Genomic DNA, 20,979 nt, shown 5'->3' on the forward strand with positions numbered 1-20,979 from the left:
GCCGCCAAGCGAGAGAAAAGCGAGCGCGGCGAGCGCGGCCTTAGGTGTTGAAATGCCCGAGCCCCTTGTCGGTCCCGCAGAGCCGGTCCCAGAAACGGAAATAAAGTCCATAATTACACCTGTAATCCGCATGGTGCCGTTGATGATGGCTTGCCGTTATCAGCCAGCGCCCTGCTGCCCCCTGAACGATTATCCTCGGGAAAATCTCCCACCCCATATGGTTGGTTACTCCCATTATCGTCATGATGGCCAGCACAATAGCGAGCGCGCCGATATGGATGGGGATGAGGAAAACCAGCGCCGGAATCACGACCGCGCCGGTTACCGCCTCGATCGGGTGAAAGCTCATCGCGGCCCAGGCGGTGGGCGGGCGGCTGGCATGATGGACGGCATGGGCGATGCGGAAGAGTTTCGGCTCGTGCATCCAGCGGTGCGTCCAGTAGAACCAGCAGTCGTGCGCGAAGAGATAGGCGAGGATCGAGAGCGGCAGGTACCAGAGGGGATAGGCGGCGATATCGGCATAGATCAGCGTCCAGCCGCGGGTGTCCCAGCCCCAGGCGACGATGCCGGCGGGAACGCCGTAGATCGCGGCGCTCAGCAGCGACCAGTAGATCTCCTTGCCGATCTGCGGGCGCAGGCCCTGATACAGCCCGGGCCTTACCTTGGCCGTCAGCCAGGCGAAGCCGCCGCTCGAGAGCAGATAGCGTATGCCGACGATCGCCGTCATGGCGAACGCGGAGAGGAGGATGGCGGGGCCGGGCTGCATGAGCCTTCTCTAGACGCCCGCCCGCGTCCGATAAAGCGTTGCCGCAGTGGCGTTGGCGCGCGGGCTCGGCTAGCGATGGCGGCCGATGGACGGGTTGCATCACGATCTGGCGATTGCCGGCGGCGGGCTGGCGGGCGGACTGACCGCGCTCGCGGTTCATCGAGCGCGTCCCGATCTCAAGCTGCTGCTCGTCGAGGGCGAGACGCGCCTCGGTGGCAACCATGTCTGGTCCTTCTTTTCAAGCGATGTCGATGCGGAGGGGCTGGCGCTTCTGCAGCCGATGATCGCGCAGAGCTGGGACGGCTATGATGTCCGCTTTCCGGCGCGCGAGCGGCGGCTTTCGACGCGCTATCATTCGATCCGCTCGGCGGATTTCGACCGGGTGGTGCGCGCTGCGTTGCCGGTGGAAACGGTGCGACTGGGTGCCGAGATTGCCGATGTCGCGCCCGATGCCATCATGCTCGCTTCGGGCGAAACGATCGCAGCGCGCGCGGTGCTCGATTGCCGGGGCGGCGGCGATCTCTCGGCGCTCGATTGCGGCTGGCAGAAATTCGCCGGGCTGGAGCTGGAGCTGGCCGCGCCGCACGGGCTCGCCCGGCCGATCGTGATGGATGCGGGCGTCGAGCAGATCGACGGCTATCGCTTCGTCTATGTCCTGCCGTTCGGCGAAAAGCGCCTGTTCGTCGAGGACACCTATTATAGCGATGGCCCGGAGCTCGACGCCGACGCCATCGAAGCGCGTATTCTGGCCTATGCGCAGGCGCAGGGCTGGGCGGTCGATCGGGTTGCGGCGCGCGAGACCGGCGTGCTGCCGGTCGTAATCGGCGGCGATTTCGAGCGCTATTGGCAAGCGGGCGGGAAGGCGGCCAAGGCGGGGGTGCGCGCCGGGCTTTTCCATCCGGTGACCGGCTACAGCCTGCCCGATGCCGTGGCCGCCGCGCATTTCATCGCGCGACTTTTGCCGCTGGATGGGGTGGCGCTTGCCGAGAAGCTGCATAGATATGCCAAGGACCGCTGGACCGAGAGAGGCTATTACCGGATGCTCGACACCATGCTCTTCCGCGCTGCGGAGCCCGATGAGCGCTACCGCATCTTCGAACGCTTTTACGGCCTCGGCGAACCGCTGATCGAGCGTTTCTATTCCGCCTCCTCCACCCTGGCGGACAAGATCCGCATCCTTTCCGGCAGGCCGCCGGTTCCCGTCCACCGCGCCGTAAGAGCCTTGGCGAGTTCCAGAGGGGCAGGCAAGCGATGAGCAAGGCAGCGGTCATCGGTTCGGGTTTCGGCGGGCTCGCGCTCGCCATCCGCCTGCAATCGGCGGGCATCGACACGACCGTGATCGAGGCGCGCGACAAGCCCGGCGGGCGAGCCTATTATTGGGAGCGCGACGGCTTCACCTTCGATGCCGGGCCCACGGTGATCACCGATCCCAATTGCCTTGCGGAACTGTGGGAGCTGACCGGCGCGGACATCAAGGACGATGTCACGCTCGATCCGGTCATGCCCTTCTACCGGCTCAACTGGCCCGACGGGACGAGCTTCGACTATTCGAACGACGAGGTGGAGCTGACGCGCGAAATCGCCAAGCTCAACCCCGCCGATGTCGAGGGCTATCGCCGCTTCCTCGAATATTCGGCCGGGGTGTATGAAGAAGGCTATGTGAAGCTGGGCGCGGTGCCGTTCCTCGATTTCAAATCGATGCTGAAGGCCGCGCCGCAGCTCGCCCGCAAACAGGCCTGGCGCTCGGTCTATTCGGTCGTTTCCGGCTTTGTCGAGAATGAGAAGCTGCGCGAGGCATTATCCTTCCACACCTTGCTGGTCGGCGGCAATCCGATGAAGACGAGCGCCCTTTATGCGCTCATTCACAAGCTCGAAAAGGATGGCGGCGTCTGGTTCGCGCGCGGCGGCACCAACACGCTGGTCGCGGGCATGGTCGCGCATTTCGAGCGGCTCGGCGGCATCGTGCGGCTCGGCGATGCGGTCACCGAGATCGAGACCAAGGGCGACCGGGTGACGGGCCTCGCATGCGCCAGCGGCTGGCGCGACGATTTCGACGCGGTCGCTTCGAACGGCGATATCGTCCACACCTATCGCGATCTGCTCACCGGCACGCGGCGCGGCGACCGCGCGGCGAAGGCGCTGGAGAAGAAGCGCTTTTCGCCCTCGCTGTTCGTCGTCCATTTCGGGATAGAGGGCCGCTGGCCGGGCATCCCCCACCATATGATCCTGTTCGGCCCGCGCTATGAAGGGCTGCTTACCGATATCTACGATCATGGCGTCGTGCCGGAAGATTTCTCGCTCTATCTCCACCATCCCACGGTCACCGATCCCTCGATGGCGCCCGAGGGCCATTCGACCTTTTACGCGCTCGCACCGGTGCCGCATCTCGGCAAATTCCCGGCGGATTGGGATACGATCGGCGAGGATTGTGCCAACCGCATCCTTTCGCATATCGAGGCGCGGCTGATCCCGGAGCTGCGCCAGCGCATCGTCACCAAATTCTGGTACACGCCGAAGGATTTCGCGCAGGACCTGAATGCCTATCAGGGCAGCGCCTTCAGCCTGGAGCCGATCCTGACGCAAAGCGCCTGGTTCCGCGTCCATAATCGCGACGATATCGTGCCCAATCTCTATTTCGTCGGCGCGGGCACCCATCCGGGCGCGGGCATTCCCGGCGTCGTCGGCAGTGCGAAAGCCACCGCCGGGCTGATGCTCGACGATCTGAGGCCGTGACGGCAGCGACGGCCGATCGCGCCGCGCTCGTCGCCGCCGCGCGGGACAGTATCGCCCGCGGTTCGCAAAGCTTCGCCATGGCCTCGAAGCTGTTCGACCGGCGGACGCGGGAGCGGGCCTGGCTGCTCTATGCCTGGTGCCGGCGCTGCGACGATCTCGCCGACGGGCAGGCGCTCGGGCACGATATGCACGGGGCCGACGATCCGGCGGCGCGGCTTGCCGAGATCCGGACGAAGACCGATGCGGCATTGGCGGGCGCAGCGACCGGCGACCCGGCCTTTGACGGGCTTGCCCTGGTCACCGCCGAATGCCGCATCCCGCGCGCCCTTATCGAGGATCATATCGCCGGCTTCGCGCTCGATGCCGAAGGCTGGGCGCCCCAGACCGAGACCGACCTTCTCCAATATTGTCACCATGTCGCGGGCGTCGTCGGGATGATGATGGCGCTCGTCATGGGAGTATCGCCGAAGGAGGAAGAGACGCTGCAGCGCGCCCGCGATCTCGGCCTTGCCTTCCAGCTTGCCAATATCGCGCGGGACATCGGCGAGGACGCACGCAACGGCCGCTGCTACCTGCCGCGCACCTGGCTCGCGGAAAAGGGCGTCGATCCGCACAATCTCGGCGATCCCGCCAGCCGCCCGGCGCTGGTCCGCCTCGCACGCCGCCTCGCGGAGCTGGCCCAGCGCTACGAGGAAAGCGCGCGGCGCGGCACGGCGGCACTACCCTTCCGATCGGCCTGGGCGGTGCTCGCCGCCGCCGGCATCTATGGCGATATCGCCCGCAAGGTCGTGGCGCGCGGCGAAGCGGCGCTCGACGAGCGGGTGTTCACGACGCGCCGCGAAAAGCTCGGCTGGCTGTTCAAAAGCTGGCGGCAGGCGCTGGGCCGCTCCGGCTATGCGGGCAGGGGCTGACATGGAATTTTCCGGCCGCCTCACCATAGACAGGCCCGGCCTGGTCGACAGCCTCCGCGCTGCGCTGCCCGACAAGCTCGCCCGGGACGGTTTCCTGATCGCCGCCGCCGTGCCGTTGCGGGCGAAGCGCAATCTGGGCTGGTTCCGGCGGCTGCGGCGCGAATTGCGACGGGCGGGCGGGCGGCGCGATTTTTCGCTGCGGATGGCCAGCGCGGTGCGCTTCGAATTTCCGTTCGGGCCGGTCGGCGAGATTTCCTACTCGGTGAGCATTCCGCACCACGGGCGGGTGCTGTCGCTGTTCGTCATCGCGGCGACCCTGCTTGCCTATTGGTGGGACGGCGTGATGCCGGCGACGCTGGTCCTGCTGCTCGGCAGCGGCGCACTCGGCATCGCGCTCCACTACGCGATGCGCAAAAGCGTGATCCGCTATCTCGGCCTCTTGCCGAGCCAATATTCCGATCACCGGCTTTCTATGGGGTGACTTGCGGGGGCTGGCCGGCCGGTGCGCGCACGCCTTCATGGCCGCGCCGCTTGAGCTCCGCCTTCAGCACTTCCGGCTTCGGTGCATAGAGAAAGCCGAAGCTTACCGTGCCGTGCTTGGTCTCGACGACATGGTGGATGCGGTGCGCCTGGACGATGCGTTTCATGTAATTCCAGCGCGGGACGTAACGGTGCCTCACCCGCTGGTGCACGATCACGTCGTGAAAGCCGAAATAGATCGCGCCATAGCCGGCGATACCCGCGCCGATCCAGGTGCAGCCCGGCCACCAGCCCAGTTGCACCCCGCCGAGCAGCAGCACGAAGGAGGGGATGGCGAAGATCAGCGCATAGAGATCGTTGAGCTCCCAGTTCCCCGTGCGCGGCTCGTGATGGCTCTTGTGCAGGAACCAGCCGAAACCGTGCATCACCCAGCGATGCGCGACATAGGCGACGCCCTCCATGAACAGGATGGTGCCGAAGAACAGGAAAAGGCCGAGCGACCAGTGCATGGGGGCGATATAGCGCTGCGGGAGCGGGAGTGCGAGCAAATGCGAGGTGGCGCTCCCTTTTCTTGCGCGCGCGACTATGCTTTAGCGCTTCGCGAATTCACCCGACTCAACCGACCCAAAGAGAAGGAGCGCGCCCGCGCCATGAACATCCACGAATATCAGGCGAAGGAATTGCTGGCGAAATTCGGTGTCGGCGTGCCGACGGGCTATGCGGCCGAGAATGTCGACGATGCGGTCGCCGCGGCCGAGAAGCTGCCCGGGCCGCTTTACGTCGTGAAGGCGCAGATCCATGCCGGCGGACGCGGCAAGGGCAAGTTCAAGGAATTGGGGCCGGACGCCAAGGGCGGCGTGCGGCTGGCGAAATCGGTCGACGATGTCCGCGCCGATGCGCAGGAGATGCTCCACAATACGCTGGTCACCGTGCAGACGGGCGAGGCGGGCAAGGAAGTGAACCGCCTCTACGTCACCGACGGCGTCGACATCAAAGAGGAATATTATCTCGCGATGCTCGTCGACCGGGCTTCGGGTCGGGTCGCGATGGTCGTTTCGACCGAGGGCGGCATGGATATCGAAACGGTCGCGCATGACACGCCCGAAAAGATCGCGACGATCACCATCGATCCGCTGGCCGGCTTTACCGAGGCCGACGGACGCAAGGCGGCCGAGGCGCTGGCGCTCGACGGCGATCTCGCCCAAGCGTGCGTCGATCTGACGGGACGGCTCTACGAAGCCTTCACCAAGCTCGATTGCGAGATGCTCGAAATCAATCCGCTGGTCGAAACCGATGACGGCCAGTTGCTGGTGCTCGACACCAAGATGAGCTTCGACGGCAATGCCGAGTTCCGCCATCCCGACTGGGCCGCGCTGCGCGACGAGAGCGAAGAGGATCCGATGGAGCTCGAAGCCTCGAAGCACGACCTCGCGTACATCAAGCTCGACGGCAATATCGGCTGCATGGTCAACGGCGCCGGGCTCGCCATGGCGACGATGGACATCATCAAGCTGAACGGCGCTTTCCCGGCGAACTTCCTCGATGTCGGCGGCGGCGCGACCAAGGAAAAGGTCACCGCCGCGTTCAAGATCATCCTCTCCGATCCGGCGGTCGAGGGCATTCTCGTCAACATCTTCGGCGGCATCATGCGCTGCGACATCATCGCCGACGGCATCGTCGCGGCGGCCAAGGAAGTGGAACTCGACGTGCCGCTGGTGGTTCGTCTGGAAGGAACCAATGTGGCGCAGGGCAAGGAAATCCTTGCCAATAGCGGCCTGCCGATCGTTTCGGCGGACGATCTCGGCGATGCCGCGCGCAAGATCGTCGCCGAGGTGAAGAAATAAGGCTGCCCGGCTGGTCAGGCGCCAGCCCGGGGGTTGGCATATTACGGCGCAGCCTGTATTGACGTTTACGTGAACGTAAGGGCAAATCGAAGAACAAGCCCAGGAGGAATGAAACCATGAAGATATTGGTCCCGGTGAAACGGGTGATCGATTACAATGTGAAGCCGCGGGTGAAGGCCGATGGCTCGGGCGTCGATCTCGCCAATGTGAAAATGTCGATGAACCCGTTCGACGAGATTTCCGTCGAAGAGGCGATCCGGCTGAAAGAGGCCGGCAAGGCGGACGAAATCGTCGCCGTGTCGATCGGCCCGGTCAAGGCGACCGAAACGCTGCGCACCGCGCTCGCCATGGGCGCGGACCGCGCGATCCTGGTCGAGACCGATGACGAGATCGAGCCGCTCGCCGTCGCCAAGATCCTCAAGGCCATTGTCGACGAGGAGCAGCCGGGGCTGGTGATCCTCGGCAAGCAGGCGATCGACGATGACAGCAACCAGACCGGCCAGATGCTCGCCGCCCTGCTGGGCTGGGGCCAGGGCACCTTCGCCAATACCGTGGAGGTCGGCGACGGTTCGGTCGAGGTGAAGCGCGAAGTCGATGGCGGCCTGCAGACGGTGAAGCTCAGCCTTCCGGCGATCGTCACCACCGATCTTCGCCTGAACGAGCCGCGCTACGCTTCGCTGCCCAATATCATGAAGGCGAAGTCCAAGCCGCTCGATACCAAAACGCCCGGCGACTATTCGGTCGATATTTCGCCGCGCCTGACCACCAGCAATGTCAGCGAGCCGCCCAAGCGCGAGGCCGGGGAAATCCTTCCCGATGTCGATGCGCTGGTCGCCAAGCTTAAAGAAATGGGAGTCGCCTGATGAAGACGCTCGTCTGGGTTGAACATGAGGGCGGCGATCTGAAAGACGCCACCCTTTCCGCCGTTACCGCCGCCGCCAAGCTCGGCGAGGTTCATTTGCTCGTCGCCGGGTCCGATGTCGGCGGCGTCGCCGAAGCCGCCGCGAAAATCGCCGGCGCGGGCAAGGTCCATGTCGCCGACGATGCGGCCTATGACCACGCCCTGCCGGAAAATGTCGCGCCGCTGGTCGCCGCGCTGATGGCCGATCACGACGCCTTCGTCGCGCCCGCCACCACCACCGGCAAGAATATCGCGCCGCGCGTCGCGGCAATGCTGGACGTGATGCAGATTTCGGACATCCTCTCGGTCGAGGGCGAGAAGAGCTTCACCCGGCCCATCTATGCGGGCAACGCGATCGCCACGGTGACGAGTTCGGATAGCAAGCTCGTCATCACGGTCCGCGGCACGGCTTTCGAAAAGGCGGCCGCCGAGGGCGGTTCGGGCACGATCGAGGCGGTCGGCAGCACCGGCGATGCCGGGCTTTCGAGCTTCGTTTCCGAGGAAATCGCGCAGAGCGACCGGCCGGAGCTGACATCGGCCAAGATCATCGTCTCGGGCGGCCGCGCGCTCGGCTCTTCGGAAAAGTTCGAGGAAGTCATCACGCCGCTCGCCGACAAGCTGGGCGCGGGTATCGGCGCGTCGCGCGCCGCCGTCGACGCCGGCTATGTGCCGAACGACTATCAGGTCGGCCAGACCGGCAAGATCGTCGCGCCGGAGCTGTATATCGCGATCGGCATTTCCGGGGCGATCCAGCATCTCGCGGGCATGAAGGACAGCAAGACGATCGTCGCGATCAACAAGGATGAGGACGCTCCGATCTTCCAGGTCGCCGATTACGGTATCGTCGCCGATCTCTTCAACGCCGTGCCGGAACTGACCGGAAAGCTGTAACGCTTTTGCCCGATTTGCGGGCAGCACAGCATGGGGAAAGGGCCGCTTTTGCGGCCCTTTTTCGTGCGCGGGCGGATGCCCGTCCGCCGCGGTTCCGGGCGAAACGGAAAATCCAGCAAAATGAAGCGGTAACAATCAGATCGCGCGGCAATTCGGAATGAAATTTTTTATCTCCAACCCGTTGACCCGGATACTAATAAAAGCCTAACCCCGCATTCAGGTTGCGGCCCCGGACAATTTCGGGGCCGTCCATGCTGTGGTCGCACCGTAGCTTGTACCTTTTAGGGGGAAAATAAATGCCGATCGAACGTCCTAGCGTTATTTCCAGCGCCGAAGCAGCCATGGCTGCAAAGCCGCGAAAAGCGCGAACCGCGATCCGCAACAGCACGGCACTTGTCGGCGTTGCCGCGGCGATGTTCTTTGCCTCTCCGGCCTCGGCCGCGGACGAATGCGGCGTGCTTCCGGGTGGCGGCGGCACCGTTACCTGCGATCCGGGCAATAACGATTTCCCCGACGGCATCCTCTACATCACCCCGACCGATCCGATCACCGTCGTTCTCGGCAGCACGGTCGTCGTCGATACCGACGCGAATGGCGAGCATGGCGTCAACATCCAGGGCGGCACGGGCGCGGCGGCCGTTCAGCACGACGGTTCGATCACGACCGCGGGCGATAACGCCCAGGGCATCCGCGTCACCACGAGCGACGGCGATATCACCGTCACCGGCGCGGGCACCATCTCGACGAGCGGCGACTATTCCGAGGCCGTGGCGCTCTACTCCACTGGCACGGGCAACATCCTCGTCAACATGACGGGCGATATTTACGCCGGCGGCGCCCTGTCCGAAGGCGTTCTCGGCTTTGCCTCTGGCGACGGTTCGGTCGATATCACCGTCAACAATGTCACCGTCACGGGTAACGATGGCACGGGTGTCATCGGGATCGCCGCCGGCAATGGCGACATCACCCTCACCAGCACCGGCGCGATTTCGACGACGGGCGGCAATTTCAGCCATGGCCTGAGGGGTCTTGCCCAGGGCACCGGCAACGTCACGGTCAACGCCGTTGATATTTCGACGACGGGCGGCGGCTCGGATGCTGTCGAGGCGCGCGCCTATGGCGGTGGCGACGTCGCGGTTACCGTCACCGGTTCGATCTCGACCCAGGGCTATGACAGCGAAGGCGTCACCGCCTCGGCGGTCGGCGACGGCACCGTCACGGTTTCGACCGCCGACATAACGACGGTCGGCGACGGCGCCGAAGGCATCTATGCGCGCAGCGAGGACGGCGCGATCAGCGTCACCGCGACGGGCGCGATCTCGACGACCGGCAACGGTGCCGAGGGCGTCGATGCGGTCAGCCGGGGCAGCGTAACGGTTTCCGTTGTCGATGTGACGACGGTCGGCGGCGGATCAACGGGCATCAACGCGGAGAGCTATTACGGCGATGTCAGCGTCACCGCGACGGGCGCGATCCAGACGGCGGGCGGGGGCGCATATGGCGTCGACACCTATACGCGCTATGGCGATACGACGGTCAATGTCGTCGATGTGACGACCCAGGGCGGCGCGGACGCCGTTCGCGCGGAGAGCTATTTCGGCGATATCTCGGTCACGGCGACGGGCGCGATCCAGGCGGCGGGCGGGGGCGCATACGGCGTCGATGCAGATACCCGCTATGGCGACATCACGGTCAATGTCGTCGATGTGACGACCCAGGGCGGCGGCGACGGCATCCATGCCAACAGCTATACCGGCGATGTCTCGGTCACCGCGACGGGCACGATTTCGACGGCGACCGGGGGCGGATACGGCGTCTTCACCGCGACCCGCTATGGCGACATCACGGTCAATGTCGTCGATGTGACGACCCAGGACGGCTCAATGGGTATCGTTGCTCGGGGCTATACCGGCGATGTCGCCATTACGAGCACCGGCAGCATATCGACGGCCGGCAACGGCGCGAACGGCGTGGATGCCTATACCCGCCTTGGCGATCTGACGGTGGCCGTCGTCGATGTCGCGACATTGGGCGATAACGCGGACGCCGTCCAGGCCACGGGCTATTACGGCGATGTCGCCGTCACCGCCACGGGCATGATCTCTACGGAGGGCAACAGTTCCACCGGCATCAATGCCTCCAGCTATGACGGCGCCGTCACGGTCAATGCCGCCTCCATCTCCACCCTCGGCGATAGCTCGCTGGGCGTGGACGCCGATAGCTATGGCGATGTCAGCGTTACCGTCACCGGCGCGATCGCGACGATGGGCGCCGATTCCGGCGGCGTCGATGCGTATAGCCGCGATGGCGACGTTACGGTGAGCGTGGCCGATGTAACGACCATGGGCGACAGTTCGACCGCCATCTACGCCAATAGCTATAGCGGCAACGTCAGCGTCACATCGACCGGCACGATTTCGACCGCGGGTGCGGATTCGACCGGCGTCGACGCGGAGAGCTATGACGGTTCGCTCTATGTCTCGGTCAACAATATTACCACGACCGGCGATAACGGCGATGGCATCCTCGCCGAGACGCATGGCAATGGCACGACCACGGTGGTCGCCACCGGCACGATTTCGACCCAGGGCAATTACAGCTACGGCATCTATGCGCATGGCCATAACGGCGTCTCGGTGACGGCCAACAATGTCTATACGGCGGGCAACAACTCCGACGGCATCGATGCCGAGGATTATACCGGCGGCGACGTTACGGTGGTCGTAACCGGCACGATCGCCACCACCGGTGCCACGGGCACGAACCATGGCGTCGATGCCGATGCCTATACCGGCAACATCTCCGTCAGCGTCAACAATGTCTCGACGGTCAGCTACGGTTCGGACGGCGTATCGGCGGACAGCTATACCGGCGACATCACGGTCGCCGCCTCGGGCGCGATTTCGACGATGGGCAATTACGCCCAGGGCATCGATGCCGAAAGCAATTCCGGCGACGTCTCGGTCACCTCGACCGGCTCGATCTCGACGACCGGCGACTATTCCGAGGGCGTTTATGCCGCTTCCTATGACGGCGACGTCACGGTGGCGGTGAATACGGTTTCGACCACCGGCTATGAAGCATCCGGTGTCGCGGCATATAGCTATACCGGCAATGTCTCGGTTACGGCGACCGGCGCGATCTCGACGACCGGCGACGATGCCGAGGGCGTCAATACCGAAAGCTATTACGGCGATATCACCGTCTCGGTCGCGTCGATCACGACGACCGGTGAGGGCGCTCAGGGCGTCGACGCGGACACATATAATGGCAATGTCTCGGTCACCGCTTCGGGCGCGATCTCGACGATGGGCGACGATGCCGAGGGCGTCGATGCTTATAGCTATTATGGCGATGTGACCGTTTCGGTCGCCTCGGTCACGACCGCGGGCGAGGATTCCGAAGGCGTCGATGCCGAAAGCACCTATGGCACGGTCAGCGTGACGGCTTCGGGCCCGGTCACGACCGCCGGCCTGTATGCGACGGGCATCGAGGCCGTCAGCGGAACCGGCGATGTCACCGTTTCGGCCGCCGATGTCACGACCGCGGGCGATTATGCCGCGGGCATTTACGCCGTGAGCGATGCCGGCGCCGTTTCGGTGACGAGCACCGGCACGATTTCGACGGCCGGCCTCTACAGCTATGGCGTCTATGCCAGCAGCGCGACCGGCAATGTGGATGTTGCCGGCAACAATGTTGCGACGACCGGCGATTACGCCGTCGGCGTTCTCGCCAATGCCTATGGCACGGTGAACGTGACGACGACTGGCGCGGTTTCCACGACGGGCGCCTATGCGCCGGGCGTGGTCGCCACGGCGGCGGGCGACGTTACGGTGGCGGTGGCCGATGTTTCGACCTCCGGCGTCTATTCGGACGGCGTCTATGCCTATAGCCCGGACGGCGCGGTCAGCGTTACGAGCTCGGGCAGCGTTTCGACGGTCACCGACGGATCCTTCGGCATCCGCGCGACCACCAATACCGGGGCGGTCACCGTCGCCGCGACCGACGTTTCGACGACGGGCGGTTATGCGGCCGGCGTGTTCGGGTTCAGCTATGCGGGCGATGTCACGGTCTCGGCCAGCGGCGATGTCTCGACCGCCGGCGATCTTTCCGCCGGCGTGTTCGGCTTCTCCTATTCCGGCGACGTGTCGGTCTCGGGCAACAATGTGACGACGGCGGGCGATCTTTCGGCGGGCGTGTTCGGCGCCAGCGTTACCGGCGCGGTCAGCGTTACCGGCACCGGGCAGATCACGACGAGCGGCGACTATTCGGCCGGTGCGGGCGCTTTCGCGCTCACCGGCACCGCCGCGGTTTCGGTCGCCAATGTCTCGACGAGCGGCGATTATTCGCCGGGCGTCCTCGCCGCGGGTTATAGCGGCGCCACGGTCGTCGCCACGGGCGCGATCTCGACGGCGGGCGTCTATGCGGACGGTATCGCCGCCTATGCCTATGCCGGCGACGTGACCGTCACGAGCACCGGTCCGATCACGACCGCCGGCGCCGAGAGCGCGGGCATCGAAGCATCCACGACGGGGGGCAACGTCACCGTCAACACGGCGACGATCACCACGGCGATCGACGATGCGGTCCAGGCGACCGCCTACGGCGACGTCGCGGTCAATGTCACCGGCGGCACGGTTACCGGCGGCGGCAACGGCATCGTTGCGGAAACCACCGGCGGCGGGGTGATCGCGGTCACCAATGCCGGGACCCTGAACAGCGGCGGCGGCTTCGCGGTCGTCGCGACCGGCGGTGAAACCAGGGTCACCAATAACGGGATCCTCACCGGCGGCGTGCAGCTCAGCGCACTCGACGATGTCGTGACCGGAACCGGGCGCTTCAACGCCCGCTTCGACAGCGATTTCGGCGCCGGCACCGATACCTTCATCAACAACGGCGTGATCAGCGTCGACGGGGTCATCACCTTTACCGGCCTCGAATCGATGGTGAACAACGAAACCATCACGATGATCGACCAGGCGGTCGGCGACAGCCTGATCCTGCCTGGCGATTACACGGCGAACAGCACGCTGGCGATCGACGTCAATTCGGACGGCGCGGGTTCGGCGGATACGCTGGTGATCGCGGGCGCGGCGAGCGGCTCCACCGATGTCTTCATCAACGAGATCGGCGCGAGCCCGGTGATCGGCAATTCGGTCCTGGTGGTCGATGCGGGCGCCGGATCGCTGGACTCGGCCTTCCAGGTCTCGGACAATTCGCGGATCGTCGGTTTCCTGTTCTACACGATCAGCTACGACGCCGCGAACAACGACTATTATCTCGGCAACACCATCGCGACGCCGGTCTTCCAGCTGCCGAAATTCGGCGAAGGGGCGACCTCGCTCTGGTATCGCTCGGCCGATGCCTGGGGCGCGCACATGACCTCGCGTCGCGACGCACCGGCTGCCCGGCGGACGCCCTTCTGGATGCAATTCTACGGCGCGAATACGAACCGGGACGAGAGCTTCCCGTTCACCTCGGGCGGCGTCACCCAGCAGGTCGTGGTCGATTACAACCAGGATTATTACGGCTTCCAGACCGGCTATGAGCTCGGTCAGGGAACGTCCGGCGACGGTCTCGTCTACGGCGCGACCGGCGGCTATCTGACCTCGCATCTCGGCTTTGACGGAACCGCCGACCAGGTCCGCTACCAGGATTTCAACGTCGGCCTCTATCTCGGCTATATGCAGGGCGGCTTCTTCGCCAATGCGCTGGCCAAATATGATTTCCTCAACATGGAAATCGTCAACGCCACCGCCGGCTACGGCACCAACACCGATGGCGAGGCCTATGGCGTGCGCGGCGAGGTCGGCTATCGCTGGGACGGCGGCGGCTGGTTCATCGAACCGATGGCGAGCATCGAATGGCAGCAGGCCGATATCGACAGCTTCTCGGCGCTTGGCGCGACCATCGATTTCGACGGTTTCGACGGGCTTCGCGGACAGGTCGGCGCGCGTCTTGGCGGCCAGAGCGGCATCGGCGGCGGCAACACGCTGACCTATTATCTGGGCGGCCATGCCGTGCACGAATTCGCCGGCGAGGGGGATGTCCTCTTCACCAGCGGCGGCGTTCCGGTTTCGGTGACCAACGATCCGATCGATACCTATGGCCGGTTTGAACTGGGCTTCAACATCCTCACCGTGGCCGGCGTGTCCGGCTTCATCGAGGGCAGCGCCGATATCGGTAGCGAATATGATGGCTGGGGCGGCCGCGCCGGGATCCGCATCCCCTTCTAGGGGATCGCCGCAGGAAAGGCGGGCGCCGTCGGCTTGACGGCCCGCCTGCCCTTGCGGCAGGACGTGAGCCATGAGCGAAGAGCAGCAACCCCCCGCCACACCGGCGCCCGAAGAGGCCGCGCAAGCGGCCGAAGGAAAAACCAACATCACCGTGTCGCGGGGAATGGCCGACTGGCTGATCTCCAACAAGACGAGCTTTGCCTTTACCTCCTACCAGACGGGCCAGCTCTTCCTTGTCGGCATCACCGCGGACAACAAGGTTTCGTTCAACCAGCAGAATTTCCAGCGCGCGATGGGTGTCTGTTACACGCCCGGGCGGCTGTATCTCGGCAGCCTGTTCCAGGTCTGGCGTCTCGAAAACATGCTGATGCCCGGCCAGATCGGCAACAAGCAGTTCGATATGGTGCTGATCCCGCGCAACGCGCAGACGGTCGGCGATGTCGATGTCCACGAAGTCGGCATCGATGCCGGCGGCCATGTGCTGTTCGTGAACACCAAATATAGCTGCCTTGCGCAGCTCGATCTCGTCCACAGCTTCAAGCCGATCTGGAAGCCGCCCTTCATCTCGAAACTGGTCGGCGAGGATCGCTGCCATCTGAACGGCCTGGCGATGGATGGCGGCCAGCCGCGCTTCGTTACGGCGGTCAGCCGCTCGGACACCGTCAATGGCTGGCGCGAACGGCGGCATGAGGGCGGCGTGCTGATCGAGGTCGAAACCGGCCGCATCGTCACCGACCAGCTTTCGATGCCGCACAGCCCGCGCGTCCATGACGGAAAGGTCTATGTGCTCGATTCCGGCCGCGGCCAGCTCGTCCGCGTCGATCCCGAAAGCGGTGAGAAGACCGATATCGCCTTCTGCCCGGGCTTCCTGCGCGGGCTCTCCATCCATAACGGCCACGCCATCGTCACCATCTCGAAGCCGCGCGACGGCAGCTTTTCGGGGCTCGCGCTCGACGGCGAGATGGAAAAGCGCGACAGCGAACCCTGGTGCGGCGTGCTCGTCATCAACCTCGCCAATGGCGATATCGCCGAATGGGTGCGGCTCGACGGCCATATCGTCGAGCTATTCGATGTTGCGGCGATGCCCGGTGTGCGCTGCCCGATGTCGATCGGCCCGAACACGATCGAGATCCGCAACACCCACAGCTTCAACGCCGCTGCGCTGGATGCGCCGGCAGAGGAAGCAAAAGCCGAACCGGCGAAGCAGTCGGAAGCGGCGGCGAAGTAGCCATCTCTGCAACGTTCACTGTCTGCGGGTTCCAGGGAGCTGAAAACTGATAAAGTTTGCATAGGGCGCGGCAACCGGCTGCCCATCGCTGTCCAGCGCCGGAGCGAATTCCGCGCGTTCCATAAGATGAGCGCAAACTGCTTCATCCAACAACTCAGATCCGCTGGGCTGGATTATCTGGCATCGCGTGGGATTACCGGTTTCGTCTATCTCGAGCATGAAACCCAGCTCGCCCTGTATACCTCGGCTTAGCGCCGAGTTCGGATAGTCCGATGAGGTGACCCACCGCCCGGGGTTTCCCTGCGGTTCCGGTCCAGACTGCAAGCTGTCAAGCAGCGCCCGGTCAATATTCCATGTCCTCAGCAGATCGTCGACGCATGCTGACCACGCTTCGCGGGCCAGTTCGACATGATCGAACTGAAAAGCCACGCTACGGCGCCTTCCGAGTTCGACAGTGAGAAGCTGCTCGTCGTTCCAGGAATCGAAGAAAGCGAGATCCAATGTCGGTACGCGAATGGCATGGCTGCGATCGCTCTCGACATTGTAGATGACGGTTTCGTCCTGAACCGATTCCTCTTGCGGTGAGAGTGTTAGCGTCACGCCGAACCGTCCATATTCGGACGGTACGTCGAGCCCGATAACGGCGAGCCGGAACTGGTCGAGCGGCAGATTTCGCTCCAGCGTCACAATTACAGGATCGTCAGCATCCCCGAAACGGCGTGCCAATATGCAGGAATGATCGGCATATTCCATCTGCCACGGCGATGCCGGGCTCATGGCTCGACTTTCGGGCGTTTGGGCCGCAAGCGTAAAAGGAACAAGGCCGAGCAGTGCGCTTAAAAGAACCGAGGCCGGGCGCAGAATCATGAGTGGCTCATAGAATTATATCGACCTAATAAAAAGCCCGGCCGGGCGCGATGCCAGGCCGGGCTTTTTATTTTCGCTGGTCGAGATCGCGGTTAGGCGTTTTCTTCCTCTTTGGCGGCGTTCCAGATGGCGGCCGCCTTGTTGAGGATGACGAGGATCTTTTCCAGCGCCGCCGGCTCGTCGGTTTTTTCCATCGCCGCGAGCTCGCGGGCGAGGCGCGACGAGGCCGCTTCGAAGATCTGCCGTTCCGAATAGCTCTGCTCGGGCTGGTCGTCGGCGCGGAACAGGTCGCGCGTCACTTCGGCGATCGAGATGAGGTCGCCGGAATTGATCTTGGCTTCATATTCCTGGGCGCGGCGCGACCACATGGTGCGCTTGACCTTGGGCTTGCCCTCGAGCGTCTTCAATGCGTCCTTCAGCGTCTTGTCGGAGGAGAGCTTGCGCATGCCCACGCCCTCGGCCTTGTTGGTCGGGACGCGGAGCGTCATCTTTTCCTTTTCGAAGCGCAGGACGTAAAGCTCGAGCTGCATGCCCGCGATTTCCTCGTTCTGCAGTTCGACGACGCGACCCACGCCATGTTTGGGATAGACGACATAATCGCCGACTTCGAAGTCCAGCGCACTGGTTGCCATGCAAAGAGACCTTTCTTGGCGGATGGCCTACCGATTCGCGCAGTCGCCCCTCGCCGGACGGTGCCGCACTCCCGATTTATCCAGCCTTTTCCGCATGTTAGACAAAGCGCAGGAACTAATGTTCCCGCTTCAGGACATTATGTAACATATTTGTAGGAAAATTTCCAGTGTTGCGGCGCGGCATAGGGCCGGGCCGGCCTGGTTTTCTCCATACGGGTCCCGATCAGTCCCCTTCGCCCGGCTCCGGCGAGAAGTATTTGTCAAACTTGCCTTCTTCGCCCTTATGCTCGTCGGCATCGGCGGGCGGTTCGCGGCTCTGGGTGATATTCGGCCAGTCCTCGGCGAACTTGGCGTTGAGCTCCAGCCATTGCTCCTGGCCCGGTTCGGTATCGGGCAGGATCGCCTCGGCCGGGCATTCCGGTTCGCACACGCCGCAATCGATGCATTCGGCAGGATGGATGACGAGCATATTGTCGCCCTCGTAGAAACAATCGACGGGGCAGACCTCGACGCAGTCCATATATTTGCATTTGATGCAGGCGTCGGTGACGACATAAGTCATGGCAAGGCTTTCTCTTACGAACGCGTAAGGTGCTGCTAGCTTCGCCGGCCCCTGCCCGTCAACGCTTTCCATCAGAAGCAATTTCGAGGGTGCTATATACCTGCGCTACGCCCGCGGCCGCGATCCGCCGCTCGGGCAGGCTCTCGATCCGCAGCACGCGTACGCCGCCGGGCAGCGGAACGCTCAGCACGTCGCCGATCCGCACCATGGCATGGGCCCGGTCGATCCGCCGGCCGTCGCAGCGGACATGGCCCTTTTCGGCGATCTTGCGGGCGAGGGTGCGGGTGCGCGCGAGCCGGGCAAACCAGAGGAATTTGTCGATCCGCAGGCCGTTGTCCGCCGCGCCCATCATCCCTGGCCGAAATCGAGCTCGGCAAGCTTGGCGAAGGCATTGCCGGGCGCAGGTTTGGCGGGCCGGGATCGTGCCGTCCGCCGCCCCCGCCAGATCCATTGGGCGGGCACATCCGCGCCGTCAGTCTTCCCCGCATGCTGGAAACCGAGCGCGTGCATCAACCGCGCCAGCGCCTCGCCGGTAAGTCCGAGCGAGGTGGCGAGCGCCGGATCGGGGGTGAAGGGCCGCTTGCCGTCGCGCGCGTCATGCGCGGCGCGGGCCAGCCGCTCGGCCATGTCGATACGCAGCATCTGCCCGGCAAAGCCGCGATAGCCGGCGGTACGATAGGCGGCGAGCGCCTTGCCCTTGGGCTCGTCCAACAGCGTGGCGCCGGCGGGCGGCACCGGAGGCATTTTTTCGCCGGCCTGCGCGGCCGCCAGCGCCAGCCGCCAGCGCATGGCTTCGGGCTTCAGCAGTTTCGCGTGAAAGATGTCGAGCGCGCCGATCGTGAGGCCGAGCCGGGCCGCGCGGTGGCGCTGCCCCTTGTCCAGCGCCGACAACGGGCCGAGCGCGGTCTTGCGCGGGATCATGCCGCCGGCCTCGGCCAGCGGCGCCAGCAGGGCGCGAATCGGCGGCGGGGTATCGGGATTTCGGATCGCGGCGTCGATCTTCAGCAGCGGGCCGACCGCGGCGATGAGGGCGCGGCCGAACCAGCCTGCAAGCCGTTCGGCGATCCGTCGCTGCTGGTCGCCGCTCAGCCTGCCCAGCGTGCGTTCGAGCGCGATTTCGGGCGCGAGCAGCGTCTTGCCCGGTTTGAGCGTCGCGAGCCGTTCCCCTTTCCATCCGATGCCGATTGCCGCGCCGGGCTCCGCGATCAGCGCAAAGGCATCGTCATCCTCGGCGACCAGCGCCGCGGTCCGTGCGGCCCATTCCCCGCCCAGCCGCCGTTCGGCCGCCGCCATCAACCGCCGGGTGTCCGCGTGGCTCTCGCCGTCGCCGACGATGAAGCGGAAGCCCTCGATCCGCCCGATCGGCTCGTCGTCGACGGTCACGATGCCCGCGCCGTCGACCTGTACCGGCAGCTCGTCTTCGCCGCGCGCGCCGAGATCGCGCATCAGAACGGTCGTCCGCCGGTCCACGAAACGCTGGGTCAGGCTGTCGTGCAGCGCGTCGGACAGGCGTTCTTCGATGGCCAGGGTGCGCTCGGCCCATTTTTCCGGATCGGCGAGCCAGTTGCTGCGCTGGGCGACATAGGCCCAGATGCGGACGGCGGCGAGCCGCCCGGCCAGGGTGTCGACATCGCCGGCAAGATTTTCGAGCGCGGTGATTTCCTGCGCGAAGACCGGGCCCGGGATATGGCCCTGGCCTTCCGAGAGATGCCGGAACAGCCGCCCGGCGAGCCGCGAATGCGCCTCGCCGCCGGTCTTGCGAAAATCGGGAAGCCCGCACACGGCCCAGAGCCGCGCGACCATCGCCGGGCTCGTCGTCCGCTCGCGCACCCAGGGTTCCTGTGCCAGCGTCTTGAGGACCGCCAGGTCGACGGCCTCGGGCGCGGCCTGCAGCAGATCGTCCTCGGGCACCGTTTCGAGATCGGCGATCAGCGTATCGATATCGTCGAACCGGGGATCGCCCTCGCGCCAGTAGAGCCTGCGCAGCGGCGGGAAGCGGTGCGCCTCGATCCGCTCGATCTCGATCTCGGTAAAGGCGGTGCGCTCGTCACTTTCGAGGCCCAGGGTGCCGAACGTTCCATCGCGCTGATGGCGGCCGGCGCGGCCCGCGATCTGCGCCATTTCATGGATATGCAGCCGCCTTTTGCGGCGTCCGTCGAATTTGGAAAGCGAGGCGAAGGCGACATGGTGGACATCCATGTTGAGCCCCATGCCGATCGCGTCGGTCGCGACGAGATAGTCGACCTCGCCGGCCTGGAACATCGCGACCTGGGCGTTGCGGGTGCGCGGGCTGAGCGCGCCCATCACCACCGCCGCGCCGCCGCGCAGCCGCCGCAGCATTTCGGCGACCGCATACACCTCCTCGGCGCTGAACGCGACGATCGCCGAGCGTGGCGGCAGGCGCGACAGCTTTTTGGCGCCGGCATGGGAGAGCGTCGAGAAGCGCGGGCGGGAGATGATGTCGGCGTCCGGCGTCAACGCGGAAAGCATGGGGCGCAGCGAGTCTGAACCGAGGATCATCGTCTCCTCGCGCCCGCGCATATGCAGCAGCCGATCGGTGAAGACATGGCCGCGCTCGGGATCCGCGCCGATCTGCGCCTCGTCGATGCCGACAAAGGCAAGGTCGCGGTCGCGCGGCATCGATTCCGCCGTGCAGCAGAGCCAGCGTGCACCTTCGGGAAGGATCTTCTCTTCGCCGGTAATCAGGCCGACATTCTGCACGCCCTTGGCGGCGACCACCCGGTCATAGACTTCGCGGGCCAGCAGGCGCAGCGGGAAGCCGATCATGCCGCTCGCATGGCCCATCATGCGTTCGACGGCGAGATGCGTCTTGCCGGTATTGGTAGGGCCGAGCACGGCAGCGAGCGGCGCGCGGGCAAAATTGCTCATGGGCTCGATAATCGGCGCTGCCGCGGCCCAATGCAACCC

16 protein-coding genes are annotated in these 20,979 nt (G+C 64.8%); 9 read left to right on the forward strand and 7 right to left on the reverse strand.

Annotated features, from left to right (window positions below):
* Nucleotides 1-40: 40 nt before the first annotated feature.
* Nucleotides 41-766 (reverse strand): sterol desaturase family protein, encoded by a 726-nt coding sequence (locus H6P80_RS02030; RefSeq protein WP_185799676.1) that lies wholly within the window; start codon nt 764-766, stop codon nt 41-43.
* 85 nt (nt 767-851) lie between these two features.
* On the opposite strand from H6P80_RS02030, the gene crtY reads away from it, so the two are divergent.
* The 4 genes from crtY to H6P80_RS02050 are packed head-to-tail and all read left to right on the forward strand — an operon-like array spanning nt 852 to nt 4,891.
* A complete protein-coding gene (gene crtY / locus H6P80_RS02035; protein ID WP_185799677.1) occupies nt 852-2,021 on the forward strand; it encodes a lycopene beta-cyclase CrtY in 1,170 nt (389 codons plus the stop codon).
* On the forward strand, nt 2,018-3,499 hold the full coding sequence (locus H6P80_RS02040; protein WP_185799678.1) for a phytoene desaturase: 1,482 nt from the start codon (nt 2,018-2,020) through the stop codon (nt 3,497-3,499). The genes crtY and H6P80_RS02040 overlap by 4 nt, the downstream gene beginning before the upstream one ends.
* Complete coding sequence (locus H6P80_RS02045; RefSeq protein ID WP_185799679.1) at nt 3,496-4,410, forward strand: phytoene/squalene synthase family protein; 915 nt, start codon at nt 3,496-3,498, stop codon at nt 4,408-4,410. The genes H6P80_RS02040 and H6P80_RS02045 overlap by 4 nt, the downstream gene beginning before the upstream one ends.
* Before the next feature lies 1 nt (nt 4,411).
* The gene (locus tag H6P80_RS02050; protein WP_185799680.1) at nt 4,412-4,891 is read left to right on the forward strand and encodes a hypothetical protein; all 480 of its coding nucleotides are present in this window, start codon (nt 4,412-4,414) and stop codon (nt 4,889-4,891) included.
* On the opposite strand, the gene H6P80_RS02055 is transcribed toward H6P80_RS02050, so the two are convergent.
* Nucleotides 4,881-5,399 (reverse strand): sterol desaturase family protein, encoded by a 519-nt coding sequence (locus H6P80_RS02055; RefSeq protein ID WP_185800941.1) that lies wholly within the window; start codon nt 5,397-5,399, stop codon nt 4,881-4,883. The two genes, H6P80_RS02050 and H6P80_RS02055, sit on opposite strands and share 11 nt — an antisense overlap.
* Before the next feature lie 141 nt (nt 5,400-5,540).
* Here H6P80_RS02055 and sucC point away from each other — a divergent pair, with 141 nt between their 5' ends.
* The 5 genes from sucC (at nt 5,541) to H6P80_RS02080 (ending at nt 15,990) form a co-directional block, all read left to right on the forward strand.
* Entirely contained in the window at nt 5,541-6,734 is a 1,194-nt protein-coding gene (sucC, locus tag H6P80_RS02060; protein WP_185799681.1) for an ADP-forming succinate--CoA ligase subunit beta, read from the forward strand.
* Between the two features lie 116 nt (nt 6,735-6,850).
* A complete protein-coding gene (locus H6P80_RS02065; protein ID WP_185799682.1) occupies nt 6,851-7,597 on the forward strand; it encodes an electron transfer flavoprotein subunit beta/FixA family protein in 747 nt (248 codons plus the stop codon).
* Nucleotides 7,597-8,526 (forward strand): electron transfer flavoprotein subunit alpha/FixB family protein, encoded by a 930-nt coding sequence (locus H6P80_RS02070; protein WP_185799683.1) that lies wholly within the window; start codon nt 7,597-7,599, stop codon nt 8,524-8,526. Before H6P80_RS02065 ends, H6P80_RS02070 begins: the two co-directional genes overlap by 1 nt.
* Nucleotides 8,527-8,822: 296 nt before the next feature.
* On the forward strand, nt 8,823-14,762 hold the full coding sequence (locus H6P80_RS02075) for a hypothetical protein (protein WP_185799684.1): 5,940 nt from the start codon (nt 8,823-8,825) through the stop codon (nt 14,760-14,762).
* Nucleotides 14,763-14,832: 70 nt separating this feature from the next.
* Nucleotides 14,833-15,990: a TIGR03032 family protein gene (locus tag H6P80_RS02080; protein ID WP_185799685.1), complete on the forward strand. Its 1,158-nt coding sequence runs from the start codon at nt 14,833-14,835 to the stop codon at nt 15,988-15,990.
* 15 nt (nt 15,991-16,005) lie between these two features.
* Here H6P80_RS02080 and H6P80_RS02085 read toward each other — a convergent pair whose 3' ends face one another.
* From H6P80_RS02085 to H6P80_RS02105, 5 genes are all read right to left on the reverse strand, one after another.
* Complete coding sequence (locus tag H6P80_RS02085; protein ID WP_185799686.1) at nt 16,006-16,857, reverse strand: energy transducer TonB; 852 nt, start codon at nt 16,855-16,857, stop codon at nt 16,006-16,008.
* 92 nt (nt 16,858-16,949) lie between these two features.
* Nucleotides 16,950-17,489: a CarD family transcriptional regulator gene (locus H6P80_RS02090; RefSeq protein WP_185799687.1), complete on the reverse strand. Its 540-nt coding sequence runs from the start codon at nt 17,487-17,489 to the stop codon at nt 16,950-16,952.
* Between the two features lie 223 nt (nt 17,490-17,712).
* Entirely contained in the window at nt 17,713-18,051 is a 339-nt protein-coding gene (gene fdxA / locus H6P80_RS02095; RefSeq protein WP_185799688.1) for a ferredoxin FdxA, read from the reverse strand.
* Between the two features lie 58 nt (nt 18,052-18,109).
* On the reverse strand, nt 18,110-18,400 hold the full coding sequence (locus tag H6P80_RS02100) for an RNA-binding S4 domain-containing protein (RefSeq protein WP_235973691.1): 291 nt from the start codon (nt 18,398-18,400) through the stop codon (nt 18,110-18,112).
* Nucleotides 18,400-20,940: a helicase-related protein gene (locus tag H6P80_RS02105; RefSeq protein WP_185799690.1), complete on the reverse strand. Its 2,541-nt coding sequence runs from the start codon at nt 20,938-20,940 to the stop codon at nt 18,400-18,402. The genes H6P80_RS02100 and H6P80_RS02105 overlap by 1 nt, the downstream gene beginning before the upstream one ends.
* Nucleotides 20,941-20,979: the final 39 nt, after the last annotated feature.

Source organism: Parasphingopyxis marina (assembly GCF_014237875.1).
Taxonomy (GTDB): domain Bacteria; phylum Pseudomonadota; class Alphaproteobacteria; order Sphingomonadales; family Sphingomonadaceae; genus Parasphingopyxis; species Parasphingopyxis marina.